We start from the raw sequence: 16,809 nt of genomic DNA, 5'->3' as shown, positions 1-16,809 counted from the left end.
TTAGTAGTTTATCTCATATCGTTTTAAACAGCTCGTCAATTTTAGATTTAGCGCTTTCACCTGGTGCAACTTTATAAAGCTCACTTAACAAATCTAATGAGGTTGGTTTTTTGGGGTATTTGTTATTGTTTAAAAAACTCCTAAGAGCCTCATTTACTTTATCTTCCCCAATCAACTCACTAAGTTTCACCATGGCAATTGCACCTTTAGAATAAGCAATATGTGCATATCCAGGCTTCACTTTATAAAGCGGTTGGTTGTCATACAATCCTTTCTCGTTATCATAAATTTGCTGACGAATCTCTAATTGTTCCTTCATTTTTTCATGACCATGCATTTTCTTATACAACATCATTTCGGTGTACATCGCCAAAGTTTCCGTAAGCATAGAGGCGCCTTCTCTATAATCTGGATTTATTTGACTAGTTCCCCACCAAAGATGTGATAATTCGTGTCCTGCCAATTCATTAATGACATCTTGTTTTTTATCACCTTCTAGGTTGGTATGAAATATCATATCTTCAGTCATAAATATTGCAGATGGATAAGCCGTAGCTGCAAAACCTTTAGTGAATGCCGATATTTCAACAAAACTGATGGTTTTAAAAGGGTATTCACCAAAATTATCTATGCAATAATCAAGGGTGATTTTAGCGTTTTCAATAAGATGTTCTACATTCTCAAAATGCTTTTTTGAATAGTAGACATTAATAGTTTTGTCTTTATGTTGAATCGATTTATGCTCATATTCGGCAGAAGCCAATGCAAATCGAAAAGGAATAGTATCAGCACTATATACAGAATAATTTCTGTTATTTTCACTCCATTGCTTTATTAAGTCTCCAGTACCTAAAGCTGTTTGAGATTTTTCAGTAGAGATAGTCATTTCTAAATTGATGAAATCTTTTTTAAATATCTCTGGGCTTTCCAATGCTTTCAATTCTGAAGCTTTGCCCAAATCAACTTCACTACGTTTCTCTACATCATCAATTTCTCTATCATTTTGATACCCAAAAGTTGGATAGTAATTACTGATTCTCATAAAAGAACCGTTATTTACAATGGCATTAAAGGATTGGTGTCCGTTTACTGCAAACCATTTGTAGGACAAACTAAAGCTTAAACTAGCTTCTTCGTTAGGCTGCAATGGTTTATCCAAACTAATCTCTTTGACGTGTTCTTTAATTTGTGTTTTCTTAAAACCACTTTCGAACAAAGCTGTTTCAATTTTTAAATCCGAATGAAAATTGACTAAAACTTTATGAATAACCTTATTGGTTTGGTTGCTTAATACATAACGTCCATTTATTTCATAGGCGTTTTTAGATGGATATAGGTTGATATTTGTGGTTACATTTTTAATTGTTGGCTGTGGTATGGCTTCATATTTTCTATAAGACTTTTCATAATTCACCGCTTCTAAAATTGTTTGATCTTCATTTTTTGGCATATAACCTTTCATGAAAAATATACCGCTAGTAATACCCAAAATCACAAGAACTAAAGCGAATACGGACGCCTTTATGTTTAACACTTTCGTCTTTATAAAACTGTTCATCAACCAGAGAAACGCTATTAACCCAATTCCAAACAAGAGGCGTTGCGAGAATGCTGACAGATAGATTCCATAGCCATTGAAATCACTATAAATTCCATTATAACCAGAGAATATGTACAATAATGGGTAAGAAATTATATATTTTGACAAGGGACTAGCCAAAGCAAAAACGCTCACCGTAGAAATACCCAAACTAACATACCGGTTATTAAGCGTATCATTTATTAATAGTAAAAACGCTGAAAATAGAATTAAAGGAATTGCATTGAAGATAAAGACACCTAAATAGGCTTTCCAATCAATACTAAAATAGCCATAACTAAATTGAAAAATCAGTGCTTCAATAATGAGAACTATTGTAAAAAAACAGACCAGTACTATTGATGAAATAAAATGACCCTTTAATTTACTCTTTGAAAAATAGATGCTTTTTTCAATTAATGTGAAATTAGAAGCATGACTTCTCCAATATAAATCATTAACAAAATAAGCTAAAATCAAAAGTCCAAATAAATGAAAGTTTGATGAAATGGAAGTCGCTAAAAGACCAGATGTTGCATACTTTTCTGGCAATCGTATGCCTTTATCAATATCAGCATACATTTCCATACCTATATAAAATACGAGTAGCAAGGAAACAGCCGCAATAACAACACTTTTAAAAAGATAAATTAAGTCTAATTTGGTAAAGGATAATGCCGATTTAAAATCCATTATACTTCCAAAATTTAACTTTGGTGTCTTTATTGATTTTAAATTCACTACAGTATTAATGGCATTGACTTTTATAATCTTTTTAGATTTATGACTTTGTTTTCTTGAGAATGAGAACGCTCTATAACTAGACCATAAAAAGAATGAAGAAATGAACAGAAAAATCCCTCTGTTTAATAAAAACATATTGGTTAGTGGAACAACACCTTTATTTTTTTGAACCACAGAAAATGATATCGATTCGAAAAAGTATGCTGATAATCCAAATGGATCCAATATAGCAGAAATTTGTTGCACTTCTAGCGATTGTGGCATACTCCCGGACATAAACGGTGAGTTAGAAAACACCAATAAGACCATGTATAGTACATAAAGTAATAGTCCTCCAATGACCACCAATAATTTTTTATGTGTTCTGTAGGCTAGAAAAAATAAAAAGCTACAAACAAATAATGAATTAAGTAAACCAAAAACAAGTAATGGGTAGATGTAATGCCATACATTTAAACCCATTTGCATTTCATCTCCAGTTCGTAAATTTTGACCAATGACAAAACCTACAATTAATAAGCTAAAACTTAAGAATGTTTTCAGGTAGAAAAACCAAAACTTTCCAGTTAGGTAGGTCAATTTGGAAAAAGGAAGTGAAAAAATCACCAAATCGAACTTGGCATCCCATTCCTTAAATAAAATTTGATTGGAATATAGAATAGCAAGAAATATCATGGAAATACTAAACATACCCATCATAAATCCAATAGTATATGGTGAGTTTAGGTATATGCCTTCACCAGCAGTCATATTGAATTTATTTCCGCTAAATATTCCTAATAGCACAAAGACTAAAAACATTGGATATACTGTCCATCGCCTCGTGGTTTGATTTAACTCGTATTGAAATATAGCATTCATCATATAATAGTTTTTAGGCGAGCGTTTTAAAATACACATGCTCCAGTAAAGGCGTAACAGCATCAAAACCTTCAGGTTTTGTCTCAGAAAAGATGGTAATATGTAGTACACGCTCAATTAATTGCTTGCTAATTATTTGGTATTTTGATTGGTAATTTTCTAGTTCCTCTTTTTTAATTGACTTTGACCAAATTTTATGTTCTAGCTCATAAATCAGTTCTTTAGGCTTACCGGTTTTTAAAATCTGTCCTTTGTTCATAATGGTCATTTCTGAACATAGATTTTTTACATCTTCAACCAAATGCGTAGACAGAATAACAATAACATCATTACTGATATCACTTAACAACATGTTGAACCGGTTACGCTCTTCTGGGTCCAGGCCTGCCGTTGGTTCATCTACAATAACGATTTTGGGTTTTCCAAGTAAGGCTTGAGCCACACCAAATCGTTGCTTCATGCCTCCTGAAAATGTATGTACTTCTTTGTTTCTAAAATCCCAAAGGTTCACTTTCTCTAGTAAATATCGAATCTGGGTTTTTCGCTCTTCTTTATTTTCCAATCCTTTTAAAACGGCAATATGGTTTAATAGATTGTACGCGTTAACTTTAGGGTACACTCCAAAATCTTGAGGTAGAAATCCTAAATTTTTTTTGATATGATCGGGATTACTAACAATATCTATATCATTGAAACCAATACTCCCAGACGTTGGTTTTTGTAGTCCAAGGATGGTTTTCATTAAAGAAGATTTTCCTGCACCATTAGGCCCTAATAACCCAAACATTCCGTTCTTAATCTCTAACGAAATATTCTGTATGGCTTGGTAACCATTTTTATAGGTGAGGTCGAGATTATTAATATTTAAAGTGTTCATAATGTTTGTTTTTTTGATTGAAAAAGGTTTAAAGTGCATTCTTATTAATTAATCAGTATTTGATTCTAACCAATCATACTTTCTGTATGGAAAATAGAACCCTGATCTTTCTGCGATTTCATATGCATTGCTCATTACCTCAAAAAGAGATTTTTCTGGAAGGCTACTTTTCTTAATGTTCTTAGAATTTATTTTAATTTGTTTATTCATTTCCTTGACTGTTGATTATAAGAGAAGCTATTTTTCTGACTAATTCAGTTGGTGAATTACAATCACAATTACTAAAGCCAATTACATAGATGTCTAAGCTTGGCACATAAACACCCATGGATTTAAAGCCAAAGATGCTTCCACCATGTTCTCTGGTTGCTACACCATCAATATCTTTTAAATGCCAGCCATAGCCGTAATTAATAGATTTGCCATTATTTAGGGTATAGATTGTGAACAATTTTTCCTTTGCTTTCTCACTTATTAATACATTATCATTGATTGCATTTTGCCATTTCAACATATCATCAACCGAAGACATTAATGAGCCAGAAGCATAAGGAATACTCAAACTCACCTGCATTTTGTTGGTAAACGCCCCTCTGTTGTGATAACCATAAGCTCTATGCTTTACAATTTCCCTATCGCTTGCATAACGGGAATTGTTCATTCCAAGCTTTTTGAAAATGTTTTGTTCTATAAAGTCTTCATAAGTTTTACCAGATACTATTTCTATGATGTAACCTAAAACCACATAACCGGAATTATTATAGGAAAACTGTTCTCCTGGTTTAAAATCAACGGGTTCATCCTTAAAGAAATCTACCAGCTCTTTTGGTGTCTGGTCTTTTTTGGCGATGGTCATGATTGTTTTCATTTTGGTGAAATCCTTTATGCCCGACGTATGCGTCAATAAGTGATGGATGGTGATATTGCTTCCGTTAGGGTAATCTGGAATATAATTTGAAATGGCATCATTTACATTTAATTTCCCTTGTTCCTCCAGCATTACGATGGCCATGGCTGTAAACTGCTTGGTCATGGATCCTATCTGAAACACATTTTCAGGATTCATCTTAACATCAAGCTCTATGTTAGCTTGACCAAATGCTTTCCGATAGATAGGCTCCCCATCTTTGGCTACCAAAAACACCGCTCCAGGTTCCTCCGAGGCTTTAAAGACAGTAGTTAATACACTATCAATTTGAGTTTCTAAGGATTGTGAATATGTAGATTGCATCGCTAAAATGGCAATGACAAAAGGCATGATTTTTTTTAAATATTCTAATTTCATAATGTTCATTTTTTGATTGATTATTTACTTGATGTATAATTAAATCAAACTTAGCTGGTTAATTAGCCAATAATCTTAAGGTATCTTAAGAAATGAATTGACAACGCTTCTAAACTTTTTTAGGAAGGGTAATACTCTAAAAGAGGTTGTAAAATTTATATGTTTTGAATTTTAAAAGATCGTTTCTTAAAACCCTTAATTAATAGCCAGGCGGTAAATGAGAATTCACCAATCACGGATGGCACAACTACTATGATTTCGAAAACATCTTTATAATCAATATAGTTAGACATTATAAGCTTGGCTGCGCCATCTATTAAATAGCCGAATGCTGCTAACACTAATAAAATGCTCAGTGTTTTTGGAATATATGCTGATTTTATGGCCAGATATCCTAGAACAATTAAGTGAATTGCAAAAAATAACAATCCGATAGTCCAAAGTGTATCAAAATCTAATAACAACTCCGTTACTAGTTGTTCCATTTTAATAGAGCTAGAGAGGTACCTTGTTAATTGATAAATGTGTAATAATTTAAGTAGAGCAACACCAAAAAACAGAGCGTGAAGTAGTCTGAAAAACGAAGCTAGATAAGATAGATTTTTACTTATCGGTTTTGTTAAACCGAAAATTGACCAAATCAATACAGCATCAAAAAAAAGCATGACTACAAACCCAAGTATACCTTTTCCGAATTGTGAATGATTATTGATAAAATTTGAAGTCGTAATTGACGCGTTGTTACTCACTATGAGGCTTTCAAGCACCGAAAAGTTGGCGTAAAAACCAAATAAAAAAATCATCAAATAAGCGATTCCCGATATTTTTGCTAATTGTTTCATAATGACACATTTTAAATTTTATGCAAAATTATCGGCTCTTAAAACAGATTTCATTGACTTTAGTTAAGAAGTAAATTGAATCATATCATAATGATAGCCAGTTGTGAAACTACCTTGAATTAGCTCCTTATTTCTTAAGCTAGCTTAATTTTTACCAGAATCCTTTACAATAATTTTGTGTTATTAAAGTAAAGATCATGAACCAAAACATAAATATGATATTAGCCATCGTGGGTGGAGTTTTTCTGGCCATGCAAGGTGGCTTTAACGCACAGCTGGGTGTTCAACTTAGAAATCCATTAATGGCGTCATTAGTAGCGTTCTTTTTCAGTATGGTTTTCGCTTTACTGATGGTACTAATGAGCCTCAAAAACTTTCCGAAAGTATCGCTACTGTATGATATACCTAAATATTTATGGTTTACAGGAGCACTTTTTAGTGTAATCGGTATTTGTCTTTATTACTACACAATTCCAAAACTGGGAATATCAACCATGATATCACTCGGTTTGTTTGGCCAACTTCTATTTTCGGCAATCGCAGGACATTATGGTTGGTTTGGTATGCCGCAAGAACCTATGCAATTTAAAAGGATCCTTGGGGTTGTGGCAATGTGTATTGGAATACTCCTTATCAAAGAGAATTAAGCAAAAAGTGTATATAAAATACGAATCTTAAAAATTAATATTATGAAACTATTGGAAAATCTAAAATGGCGTTACGCCACAAAAAAATTTGATTCATCTAAAAACATAAGTGATGCAGACCTTGAAAGATTAAAGGAAGCCATACAACTGTCGGTTTCATCGTATGGCCTACAATTATATAAGGTGCTGGTCATTAAGGATCGGAAACTAAGAGAGCAGCTTAAAGAGGCTTCTTGGAATCAGGCACAGATTACAGATGCCTCACACTTATTTATTTTCTGTAATTATACCGAAAGAAGCGAAAAGCATATTGATGAATATATTCAAGCCACTGCAAAAATTCAAGGTTCGCCTTTGGATAAGCTTTCTGCCTATGGCGATTTTATCAAAGGGAGTTTGTCTCAAAAAACTGATTCGGAATGGATCAGTTGGTCGGAAAAACAAACTTATCTGGCATTGTCAAACCTCTTGATGGCCTGTGCGGAGTTGAAAATTGATGCATGTCCCATGGAAGGATTTGAATCGGACAAGTATAATGAAATTTTAGGGTTAAAGAAGAAGGGCTTGAATGCCGCGGTAATTGCTCCGGTCGGTTTTCGATCAGAAGAAGATCATACTCAATTCAGGAAAAAAGTTAGAAAGCCCAAAGAAGTTCTTTTTGAGTTGGTTTAAAATCAATGAAATATGGGTTATGAACGCTAGTCCCTTAGTGGCTCGGCAAAACAGAATTACAATTTCAAATTTTAAAAGTTAATAGTTATGAAATCACTCCAAGTGAAGTTCACAAAAATTAAGAAGGCCATTATTTTTCTATTCCTTACGGGTAGTATCTTCAGTTTTATGAAAAAACCTCAAGATAGCAACGCATCACTTCGATTGGAGCTTTTCAGTTCCAACGTCGAACAATCAGTAAATTTTTATACCAAAATTCTAAATTTTTCAAATGAAGGCGATTCTGTTAATCATTTGTATCAGCAGGTAACAAAAGGATCCGTGATTTTAGGGATAGGTTCTGAAGCCGAGATGTCTGAAAACCATTATTTAAAATTGAAAAAGAATGATTCACGCCGTGGTATCGGTGTAGAAATTGTACTGGAAGTTGATGATGTATTGTCCGTTTATCAGCGAGTGAAGCGAAGCGGATACCCAATACATGCAGAGATTAATGATAGACCATGGGGGCTTACCGATTTTCGATTGATTGACCCCGATGGTTATTACATTAGGATAACTTCTAGAAAGGATTGATTTTTTTATTGTAGTCCCATTAGAATGCGCAGTATTAGTTAGAAAGTTCAAATGAATGTAAGGTTGGTTTAATGTTAATTAATAAAATATGTTGGCGTTAAGGGGAATCTTTAATTATGCAATTAATATCTTTAAACTATCAGAAAGTAAGTCATCTTACTTTAAGTTCATTTAAATGTCGTCAACAAATCGGTCAACAGTGAAATTTTTAAAACCGTAAAAAAATGATATACATAACATTATGGGGTAGGGGTATAATCCTGCCACCCCGACTAAATTAAAACCTGCTAGTCTTAAAGATTAGCAGGTTTTTTAGTTTTAAATAATGCTTATACTTAAAACTTATAATTGTAATACACAGCTTAATTCTATCTTAAAATAAATCACCTCGAAATTGTGTTATGGCAAATACTTCAAAGTTATTATATGGCAAGTGTTATTCAGCTAAATGTTCACACAAGCCAATAAGATTGTTATTATCTATGAGTGCATTTTAAGATTCTTAGCTTCTGCGTCATTGATATGTGTTTAGCAAAATTCATGAGTTGTGAGGGGTTAAGCTAAAAATGATTGTGCGTTATTTATAGGTTTTAAAACTGAAGATTAATGCTATTTTCTTCCCTTTTTTTAAGAGCATAGTGACTAATTTGGAAACCAGTACTTAAGGTGATTGAAAATGGTTGTCTATTGATGAGATAACATTGAATTAATTTTAATAGTCAAATTTAAGTCTCTTGGATAATTTTTTTTTTTTGTAGAATAAGCATCGTTCGGTTTTTTCTAAACCACATGGTATACAGAATATTTTAATGACATTTGTCCTATCAGCTATGTTGCTAGTCGAAAATGTACAATTCTATTTTTGTTACTGGTATATATTTAAAATCTTAATTGAAAGTATATCAATATTTCTATTTTTTAAGATAAAAAGCAACTACTACATTAAAATCATCAAATTAATATGTAAATGCGGTGATTTAACCAGTCATAAATAACAAACCTATTCCTAATGAAATGTTTTAAATTAGTATGCACACTTTTGGTTTTAAGTGTAGCAATTTCTTGTACGCAAAAAGAAAAAGAAATTTTAGTATTTACTAAAACCGCTGAATTCAGGCATGGCTCTATAGCCTCTGGCATTGCTGCAATTAAAAAGTTAGGTGATGAAAACGATTTTAAGGTTACGGCGACGGAAGATGCTGATTATTTCGTTGAAGACTCATTAAAAAATTATGAAGCCGTTGTATTTCTAAATACAACGGGAGATATACTTGATGCTGTTCAACAAGCAGATTTTGAACGATATATTCAAGCTGGTGGCGGCTTTGTTGGTGTCCATGCTGCAACCGATACCGAATATGATTGGCCATGGTATAATAAACTGGTTGGTGCGTATTTTAATGGTCACCCTGCAGTACAAAAAGCAAGGCTCAATGTGTTAGATAAAAACCATATTACCACACAAATGTTTGATAGCGTGTGGGAAAAAGAAGATGAATGGTACAACTTTAAGAATATTAATGAAGATGTTAACGTTGTATTGGAGTTAGATGAAAATTCATATAAAGGGGGCGCAAACGAAGGGCAACATCCTGCTTCATGGTATCATGAATATAATGGAGGAAAGGCATTTTATACCGTTATGGGTCATACAAATGAAACCTTTGAGAATAACCTGTTCTTGAAACATCTTTTAAGTGGTATTGACTACGTATCTCATGGAGGGACTTTAGATTATTCAAAAGCTACATCCGATAGGGTGCCACCAGAAAATCGATTTGTAAAGAAGGTGTTAGATTTTAACTTAGATGAACCAATGGAACTTGCAGAGTTGCCAGGTGAGGGAATCTTATTTGTAGAGAGACGTGGTTTACTAAAGATTTTTAATTTTAAATCAGAATCTACTAAAGAGGTAGCAAAGTTAGATGTATTGTATTTGAATGAGGACGGACTCATAGGTTTGGCCGTTGATCCAAATTATGAAAGTAACAATTGGATTTATTTATTCTATTCTGCTAAAGGAGATAATCCTGAGCAGCACATTTCTAGGTTTACCCTAAAGGATGGAAAATTAGATGTTGCGTCAGAAAAATTATTACTTACGATACCTATAATACGAGAGTGTTGTCATAGTGGAGGGGCTTTAGAATTTGGACCAAATGGTAATTTGTTCATCACTACCGGTGATAATACCAATCCGTTTGAATCTCAGGGTTTTGCCCCAATTGATGAACGGGAAGGTAGAGCATTATGGGATGCTCAAAAATCTGCAGGAAACACCAATGATTTAAGAGGTAAAATATTGAGAATTACCCCAAAGGATGATGGAACCTATTCAATACCTGAAGGAAATTTATTTGCAGAAGGAACCCCTAATACGAAGCCTGAGATATATATTATGGGTCTTAGAAATCCGTTCAGAATGTCGGTAGATTCTAAAACAGGGTATGTATATTGGGGAGATGTAGGACCAGATGCGGGTAAAAACGGAATTGATCGTGGACCTAAGGGAATTGGTGAATTTAACCAAGCCAGAAAAGCCGGATTTTGGGGGTGGCCATATACCAGAGGTAATAACATACCATATAATGATTATGATTTTACAAAAGAAATGTCGGGTAAGAAATTTGATCCTAATAACATCGTAAATAATTCTCCAAATAATACTGGAATGCAAAATTTACCTCCAGCTCAAGAATCTTTGATATGGTTCTCTTATGATCGTTCAGAAGAATTTCCTTGGGTTGGTGTTGGTGGAGTAAATCCAATGGGAGGTCCGGTATATCATGCCTCCGACTATCCTAATGCAAAAGATAATCGATTTCCAGAATATTTTGAAAATAAACTTTTCGTTTATGAATGGATGCGAGACTGGATTTATGTTGTTACGCTAGATGAAAATCAAGATTATGTAAAGGCAGAACCTTTTATGCCGAATACAGAATTTTCACATCCAATGGATATGACTTTCGGTAGTGATGGTAATTTATATGTACTGGAATACGGTCAAAAATGGAATACAAAAAATTTGGATGCAAGATTAAGTAGAATATCATATATCTCAGGTAATAGAAAGCCTATTGCTAAAATTGATGTAGATAAAAAAATTGGGGCTGTCCCGTTAACAGTGAGTTTCTCAGGAGCATCATCTATAGATTATGATGGAGATGAGTTAAAATATGAATGGTCATTTTTAGATCATAATGAAGGTCAATCAACAGAAAAAGAACCAATATTTACATTTAATGAACCAGGTATATATACTGTACGCTTAAAAATTGTTGACGAATTTGGTAATACTTCGGTAGCTGATACTAAAATAATGGCGGGTAATGCACCACCGACATTAAAAATTCAAATTGAACCGAACGACACAATTTATACAGCTACTAAAAAATTGAACTATAAAGTATTTGTAGAGGATTTTGAAGATGGTAACTCTGAAGACGGTAGCATACCAGAAGATAAAATTAAAGTGACATTCGACTATATTCCTGAAGGTGAAGATATAATTAAAGCAGCAATCGGACATCAACAACATGTTGTTCCAGAGGGAAAAGTTATTATAGATAATACCGACTGTAGAGCCTGCCATGCTGAAATAGAAAAAGTAAATGGGCCTAGCTATGTTGACATAGCAAAAAGATATAGCGTAAAAGACAAAGACTACTTGATAGATAAGGTCATAAAAGGCGGTACAGGTGTTTGGGGCGAATCATTGATGTCTGCACACCCGCAGTTAAAAATTGAGGAAGTTGGTAAAATCATAGATTATATTCTGTCCTTGAATCCTGATGAAAAAATAGATGAAAACTTATTACCAACATCGGGTAATTTAGAATTTACACAGCATACAAACGATAACAGTAAAGGCAAGTATATTATAATGGCTTCTTATTTGGATGAAGGTAATTCTGATGTAGAAAATTCATCGTTGTCTACTAGCGACCAAATTATATTTGTGGCACCAACTAATGAAGAATAAGATTATATATTAATTGAATTATAAGTTTCAAAAGCCAATGGAAAATTTCCATTGGCTTTTTTATGATTTACTTTCTTTAGGGTATGATGGGGTTAATCCAAGAACAAAGCCCAAGCTGCAATATGCTTTTAAAAAATACTATTTCCTCTCTAATTTGTTAAATGCTAATAAACCCTTATTTTAATTCATAATTCGGCAATATTTAGCTAAAATTTTGCTATTTTGATTGTTAAATCTTTTTTGGTGGAAAAGGGCGGTTTTTAACGTTTTTGGTCCAAGATAATAATCGAATGAAAATGAATTTAAGGATATTCTTTCTCGCCCTGTGTTGCTCAATGAGTTTATTGTGCCAAGCACAGTTTAATAATTTTAAGTTCGAGAATTTAGATACAGTTGACGGTTTATCTAGTAGCACCTGTTTAACCATTTTTCAAGACTCGGAAGGTTTTATGTGGTTTGGTACCATTGATGGTCTCAATAAGTATAATGGTTATGAGTTTGAAGTCTATAAATCTATACTAAATAATCAGAGTTCTATTAGTAATAATAGAATTAATGCTATTGTAGAAGGGGCAGATGGTAATTTATGGATAGGTACTAACAATGGTTTAAATTACTTCAACAAAAAAACGAACAGTTTTCTTAGAGTAGACCTGTACAAACAACTTTCTTTATCTAACAATCCACGAAAATTTATTAATGCCCTACTTTTTGATGAAGAAAGTAATGCCTTATGGGTAGCCACCAATAATGGAGTCATAAAAATCATGCTAGAAGATTTTAATTCAGACACGTCCGAATTAAAATTTTACTATTATTTAAATGATGATTCCAATATAAATTCATTGGATAATAATATTGTGAATGTAATTATCAAAGATCAGAACAATGAAATTTGGTTAGGTACCAATGGTGAATACCTAAATAAATATAATTCTGAACAAGATAATTTTGATCGCGTTTTAATCGAGAACACTTCCAACTACGAGTTAAACCATATACATAAGAACATATTTGTTGATGCGGATAATGATTTTTGGATAGGAAACAACCTTTCTAATCTAATTTATTGGGATAGGTCTGAAAATACCTTTTCCCACAAATCATTTACTGAAGAAACAGATATTGCTATTCGTGATATGCATTTAGATGAAGATGGCAATATTTGGGCGTCAACAGACGGCTATGGTTTGTTTATTTTAAATAAGACGGAAGAAAAAGTAATTCAAAATTTAGTCAATAATTTTTCAGATTCATTTTCATTGCCCAATAACAAGCCTTCTAAAATTTATGAAGATGTCAATGGCATTTATTGGATCGGTAGTTATGACAAGGGTATTAGTAAATTAGATCCTTCGCAGTATGCATTTGGTCATTACTATTATCAACCGGGAAACCCAAACGGACTTAATGAAAAAATTGTTCAATCGGTTCTACAAGATTCTAAAGAGCGCTTGTGGATTAGCGCTTACAATGGTGGGTTAAATCTTTTTGATCAAGAGAACAATTCATTTGAGCATTTTTCGCACGAACCTAACAATGCCAACAGTATAAGCTCCAACAGAATACTGTATACATTTGAATCTAATAATGGGCAAATTTGGGTGTGTACCTTAGATGGTGGTTTGAATAGATTTGATCCTGAAAATTACAACGTAAAAAGATTTTTACATAAAGAATCAAATGTTCATACCATCGGGCAGAACTCGGTATGGTCTGGTGTTGAAGATAATGACAATAGAATTTGGTTAGGTCTCCGAACGGAAGGATTAAGCTTGTTCGACCCTAAGGCAGAGAAGTTTTACAACTTTAAAAATGTAGCCGGGAAAGAAAATGGCTTGGCAAGTAATTTTATATTTTACTTGTTTGTTGATTCTAGAAATAGATTGTTAGTCGGTACCTCTTTGGGGTTAAATTATATAGACCTCAATCAGCTTGAAAACAGAATACCGGAAACATTAACTTTTAAGGAAATTAAAAAACCTGGTATTGAAGACAATCTTATTAACCATATATCAGAAGATCATTTGGGTAATATTTGGCTGGGTGCGGATACGGGAATATATAAGCTAGATCCCAATTTTAATGTATTGAAATCTTATTCCTCAAAAGAAGGTTTGCCTAATAACCTGGTTGTAGGTATTCAAGAAGATGATAATCATAACTTTTGGGTAACCACCAAGAGCGGTCTTTCATTTTTAAATACAAAAACCGATCAAATTAAAAATTTCAATATTCATGATGGGTTACAGGGTCCTGAGTATCAAAGTAAATCGATTGAGAAAACTAGTGATGGTAGAATAATTATAGGAGGTATTAATGGTTTCAATATTTTCCATCCAGATGACATTACACTTAAGCCCTCTTCACCGCTTAGACCAAAAATTACCCAGTTTACCTTGAATAACTCCCCGGTTGTGGTTGGTGATACAATTAATGACAGGGTTTTATTACAGGATAAGGTAGAAGATTTAGAAAACTTAGAATTAAATTACGATGAAAACTATGTAGCGTTCGATTTTTTAGCCTTGCATTTTGAAAATCCCGAAAGGGTACAATATGCGTATAAATTACAGGGACTAGACAATAATTTTGAAACCATTGGTTCTAAGAGAGAAGTTAGTTATGCCAACTTAAGCCCTGGTAAATATGGTTTTGAGGTAAAGGCATCTTTAGATGGTAATTGGGAGCAGGCAGAGGCCGCAGTTGTCAATTTTGAAGTGCTTTCACCACCCTGGAAAACCTGGTGGGCTTATCTTCTATATTCCTTGTTCGGGGTATTGTTATTTTATATGATCATGAGGTATTACACCCAAAAGGTTCAAGAAGCACAAGAGCATGAATTAGATCAAATGAAACTGCAGTTCTTTGTGAATGTTTCTCACGAATTTAGAACACCGCTTACATTGATCATGAATCCCGTTGATAAGATATTGTCTAGTTATACCCATAATCCAGAAGAGGTGAAGTCGTCTGCTATTTCTATTCAGCGTAGTGCCCGTAGGCTGTTGCATCTGGTAAATCAATTGTTGGATTATAGAAAAATGGACGTTGGTATGGCGCCGCTTCAGCTAGAAAAAGGAAACATCGTTAAATTTAGCGAAGATATTTTCTCTTTATTTGTAGGTCTTGCCAACAAGAAAGAAATAGAATATAGATTTATATCTGAAACTGATCAAATAGATTTATTATTTGATCTGGATAAGGTTGAAAAAATTATCACCAATCTTATTTCAAACGCCATAAAATTTACCAATGCCGGTGGCGAAATTACCTTTTCAATAAAAAAGGTGTCACAGAAAAAAAGCTCATCAAAATTGCTCTTTCTAAAAAAGGAAATGACTGGAGACTTCGTAGAGATAACTGTTACAGATTCTGGTATTGGGTTGGATAAAGAGCAAATTAAAAACATCTTTTCAAGATTTTATCATATAGATGTAACAAAGTCTGGTACTGGAATAGGACTAAACTTTACACAGGCTCTTGTAGAAAAACATGGAGGTGAAATATTTGTTGAAAGTGAATACGGTGTAGGGAGTAAGTTTGTAGTAAAACTGCCCTTGGATAATAAATCTACACCCGTTGAGGTGGAGAATGTAAAGAACGAATTCTTGATCAATTCTATGAAATCTGTAGAATATGAGATGTATATAGCAGATGATGAAAATTTAGTGCTACCTAATCCAAATTCGGAAAGTGAAATTGAAAAACCCACTATTTTATTGGTAGAGGATAATAAAGAACTTCGTCAACATTTAAAGAACGACTTGCAAGATAAATACAAAGTATTGCAAGCTAAAAATGGAGAAGAAGGCCTAGAAATGGTAAAGAAACGTTACCCCGATTTGGTTATAAGTGATGTTATGATGCCAAAGATGGATGGTTTTGAGATGTGTAGACTAATGAAGACCGAGTTTGAAACTTGCCATATACCTGTAATACTACTTACTGCTAGAAGTTTAGAAGTAGATCGGGTAAGTGGTTATGATAATGGTGCAGATGCATATTTGTCCAAACCTTTTGTTACCAGTGTACTAAAGTCAAGAATTAGAAATCTAATTGAAGCTAAAAAAAGATTGAGAAAGCGTTTCTCTGAAATTGGTGGAATTTTTCCATCAAGTGAGGTTACCACGAATAATATGGATGAGGTATTTTTAGATAAAGCTACAAAAGTAGTTTTGGATAATGTTGATGATGAAGATTTCAAGCAAGATGATATTTTAAAGGAGCTTGGTATTGGTAGGTCTCAATTCTACCGTAAGATAAACACCTTAACGGGGAACAACCCCAGTCATTTTATAAGAACGATTAGATTAAGGTATGCTGCCGAATTATTAGAGAAAAACTGCTATTCCATCAAAGAAGTTACTCATATGTGCGGTTTTAATTCCACAGCTTATTTTAGCAAAACGTTTAGGGAGTTGTTCAATGTTACACCTACCGAGTATATGGAGGGTAATAAAAGTGAAACAATAAAAGAGAATGATTAAAAAGCATTTTCTAAGTGTATTTATAATAAAAAAGAAGGTGGTTATACGAAGCATATAACCGCCTTCTTTTTGAGCCCATGTATGACCAGCAGGTATTTTAATATGTATGTATTTCATACAACCTGTTTAAGCTGTAAGGGAAAGACGGCATTGATATTGATATCTTGGCAGAAAATGGGTGTCGCAAGGGTTTTCAACTAACTACTATCGTCCATTATCATTTGAAAATGATAAGTGAGTCATAAAAAAAG

Annotated in this window: 10 protein-coding genes; 5 read left to right on the top strand and 5 right to left on the bottom strand. The window is 33.3% G+C overall.

Going from position 1 to position 16,809, the window contains the following annotated elements:
- Positions 1–13 precede the first annotated feature (13 nt).
- The 5 genes from DCS95_RS04885 to DCS95_RS04870 all read right to left on the bottom strand — a co-directional run bounded on the left by DCS95_RS04885 (position 14) and on the right by DCS95_RS04870 (position 6,188).
- Positions 14–3,187 (bottom strand): ABC transporter permease/M1 family aminopeptidase, encoded by a 3,174-nt coding sequence (locus tag DCS95_RS04885; protein WP_244178382.1) that lies wholly within the window; start codon positions 3,185–3,187, stop codon positions 14–16.
- Between the two features lie 10 nt (positions 3,188–3,197).
- Positions 3,198–4,061 carry an ABC transporter ATP-binding protein gene (locus DCS95_RS04880; RefSeq protein WP_116769685.1) on the bottom strand — a complete coding sequence of 288 codons (864 nt, stop codon included), beginning with the start codon at positions 4,059–4,061 and terminating at the stop codon, positions 3,198–3,200.
- A gap of 48 nt (positions 4,062–4,109) precedes the next feature.
- On the bottom strand, positions 4,110–4,271 hold the full coding sequence (locus tag DCS95_RS20185; protein WP_164674119.1) for a hypothetical protein: 162 nt from the start codon (positions 4,269–4,271) through the stop codon (positions 4,110–4,112).
- Positions 4,264–5,346, bottom strand: coding sequence for a serine hydrolase domain-containing protein (locus tag DCS95_RS04875; RefSeq protein WP_116770159.1), 1,083 nt, complete (start codon positions 5,344–5,346; stop codon positions 4,264–4,266). Before DCS95_RS04875 ends, DCS95_RS20185 begins: the two co-directional genes overlap by 8 nt.
- Positions 5,347–5,501: 155 nt before the next feature.
- Positions 5,502–6,188, bottom strand: coding sequence for a DUF4386 domain-containing protein (locus DCS95_RS04870; protein ID WP_116769684.1), 687 nt, complete (start codon positions 6,186–6,188; stop codon positions 5,502–5,504).
- A 197-nt stretch (positions 6,189–6,385) separates the two neighbouring features.
- On the opposite strand from DCS95_RS04870, the gene DCS95_RS04865 reads away from it, so the two are divergent.
- The 5 genes from DCS95_RS04865 (at position 6,386) to DCS95_RS04845 (ending at position 16,558) form a co-directional block, all read left to right on the top strand.
- Positions 6,386–6,835, top strand: coding sequence for a DMT family transporter (locus DCS95_RS04865; protein WP_116769683.1), 450 nt, complete (start codon positions 6,386–6,388; stop codon positions 6,833–6,835).
- Positions 6,836–6,877: 42 nt separating this feature from the next.
- Positions 6,878–7,507, top strand: a complete 630-nt coding sequence (locus tag DCS95_RS04860; RefSeq protein ID WP_116769682.1) for an NAD(P)H-dependent oxidoreductase — start codon at positions 6,878–6,880, stop codon at positions 7,505–7,507.
- 87 nt (positions 7,508–7,594) lie between these two features.
- A complete protein-coding gene (locus DCS95_RS04855) occupies positions 7,595–8,083 on the top strand; it encodes a VOC family protein (protein WP_244178381.1) in 489 nt (162 codons plus the stop codon).
- 1,009 nt (positions 8,084–9,092) lie between these two features.
- Positions 9,093–12,068 carry a ThuA domain-containing protein gene (locus tag DCS95_RS04850; RefSeq protein WP_116769680.1) on the top strand — a complete coding sequence of 992 codons (2,976 nt, stop codon included), beginning with the start codon at positions 9,093–9,095 and terminating at the stop codon, positions 12,066–12,068.
- Positions 12,069–12,364: 296 nt separating this feature from the next.
- A complete protein-coding gene (locus DCS95_RS04845) occupies positions 12,365–16,558 on the top strand; it encodes a hybrid sensor histidine kinase/response regulator transcription factor (RefSeq protein WP_244178380.1) in 4,194 nt (1,397 codons plus the stop codon).
- Positions 16,559–16,809: the final 251 nt, after the last annotated feature.

The sequence above is a fragment of the Maribacter litoralis genome, from assembly GCF_003075045.1.
Taxonomy (GTDB): domain Bacteria; phylum Bacteroidota; class Bacteroidia; order Flavobacteriales; family Flavobacteriaceae; genus Maribacter; species Maribacter litoralis.
The sequence above is the reverse complement of the archived record's forward strand: the minus strand, read 5'-3'. Positions and strand labels throughout refer to the sequence as shown.